We start from the raw sequence: 1,629 nt of genomic DNA on the forward strand, positions 1-1,629 counted from the left end.
CGAAACCCTCTGGCGCACGGTGCAGGGTCTTGGCCACAGGTCCCGAGACGTCGCCCGCTTTGGCTTAACATCGCGATGTTGGTTCGTCCATGAACGAACATCGCGATCCTAAGGCGCGCGAACCTTTGGGAGGGTCTGTGGGGATGGTCGCGTTGGTTTCGTCACGGTCCCCGGCGCTTCGCGCGGTGGGACCGGCTCAACCGTCGCGCGGCCAGGCTCAACCAACGCGTATCCAAACTCTCGCGCACAGACAGCATCCTGACCACCTATCGGACCCCACCCGACCGGATTGCGGCGCGACCGGACCGCCGCTGTAATCTTCCGAGATGCCCAACGTCAGCCGCCCCGAACCGTCGGTCGCCCGCGGTTTCGGCACGACGACATCAGGGCCCCACACCGTCGCGCTCGCGACCCGCCAAGGAATCTGGGTGGGGCTCGCCACCGGCGCTTACGGCATTTCATTCGGGGCCCTGTCCGTGGCGAGTGGGCTCAACGTCTGGCAGACGTGCCTGCTCAGCCTCCTGATGTTTACCGGCGGAAGCCAGTTCGCGTTCATCGGGGTGATCGCGGGCGGAGGAGCCGGACCGGCGGCGGCGACCACCGCCTTCCTGCTCGGCGTCCGCAACTCGCTCTACAGCCTGCAGATGGCGCCGCTCCTGAGGCTCCGCGGGCCGAAGCGGCTCGCCGCGGCGCACGTGACCATCGACGAGTCGGCAGCGGTCTCCCTCGCCCAACCCGATGAACGGGCGCGGAGGGCAGGGTTCTGGGCGGCGGGGCTCGGCGTCTTCCTCTTCTGGAATCTGGCGACCCTTGGCGGTGCACTCCTGGGGAACGTCCTCGGCGACCCTGCGGTTTGGGGGCTCGACGGCGCCGCCGCGGCCGCGTTCGTCGCCCTTCTGCGGCCCCGGCTCAAGGAGAGGCAGGCCCAGGCGGTCGGTGCGGTCGCGGCCGTCGTCGCGGTGCTGTTGGTGCCGTTCTCCCCGGCAGGCATCCCGATCCTCGCGGCAGGTGGGACGGCCGCCGCCGTCGGAGCGTGGCAGTTCGCCAGGGTGAAGGGGCGGGAGGAGTCGTGAGCCTCTGGTTCTGGGTGCTGGCCGCCTGCATCGCCAGTTTCGCGCAGAAGTTGGTCGGCTACCTGGTGCCGGCCGAGTCGCTCGACAGCCCTCGCTTCGCGCACGTCGCCGGAAGCGTGACCGTTGGCCTGCTGGCGGCGCTGGTGATGACGCAGACCTTCGCGTCGGGCTCGTCCCTGGTGCTCGACGCGCGACTCGGTGCCGTCGTGGTGGCGGCGGTGGCGCTCTGGTTGCGGGCGCCGTTCATCGTTGTGGTGCTGCTCGGCGCGGTCACTGCGGCTGGGCTGCGGGCGCTTGGTCTGGCTGCGTAACCGTCGAGGCTGTGCATAGATCTCTGTATGCGTGGAGGCGGCTGCTATATGGGGCTGCCGCGACGTATGGAGAGATTTGTGCACGCTTCTGGTCCCGCGCTGGTTGAGCCGCCCGGCGAGCTCTGCGAGCAGGCATGACGAAACCTCCTTGCGCTGGTTGAGCCGCCCGGCGAGCTCTGCGAGCAGGCGTGACCAAACCCTCTGGCGCACGGTGCAGGGTGCTGGCCACGGGTCCCGAGACGACG

The 1,629-nt window shown here is 69.2% G+C and carries 2 protein-coding genes; both read left to right on the plus strand.

All coding sequences use genetic code 11. The annotated features are described in order from the left end of the window. The first annotated feature begins 326 nt into the window (after window positions 1-326). Window positions 327-1,073, plus strand: a complete 747-nt coding sequence (locus BUC15_RS18825) for an AzlC family ABC transporter permease (RefSeq protein ID WP_084189751.1) — start codon at window positions 327-329, stop codon at window positions 1,071-1,073. Next, window positions 1,070-1,384 (plus strand): AzlD domain-containing protein, encoded by a 315-nt coding sequence (locus tag BUC15_RS18830; RefSeq protein WP_073191642.1) that lies wholly within the window; start codon window positions 1,070-1,072, stop codon window positions 1,382-1,384. The genes BUC15_RS18825 and BUC15_RS18830 overlap by 4 nt, the downstream gene beginning before the upstream one ends. The last annotated feature ends 245 nt before the right edge of the window (window positions 1,385-1,629 follow it).

This window comes from Tessaracoccus bendigoensis DSM 12906, from assembly GCF_900141915.1.
Taxonomy (GTDB): Bacteria; Actinomycetota; Actinomycetes; order Propionibacteriales; family Propionibacteriaceae; genus Arachnia; species Arachnia bendigoensis.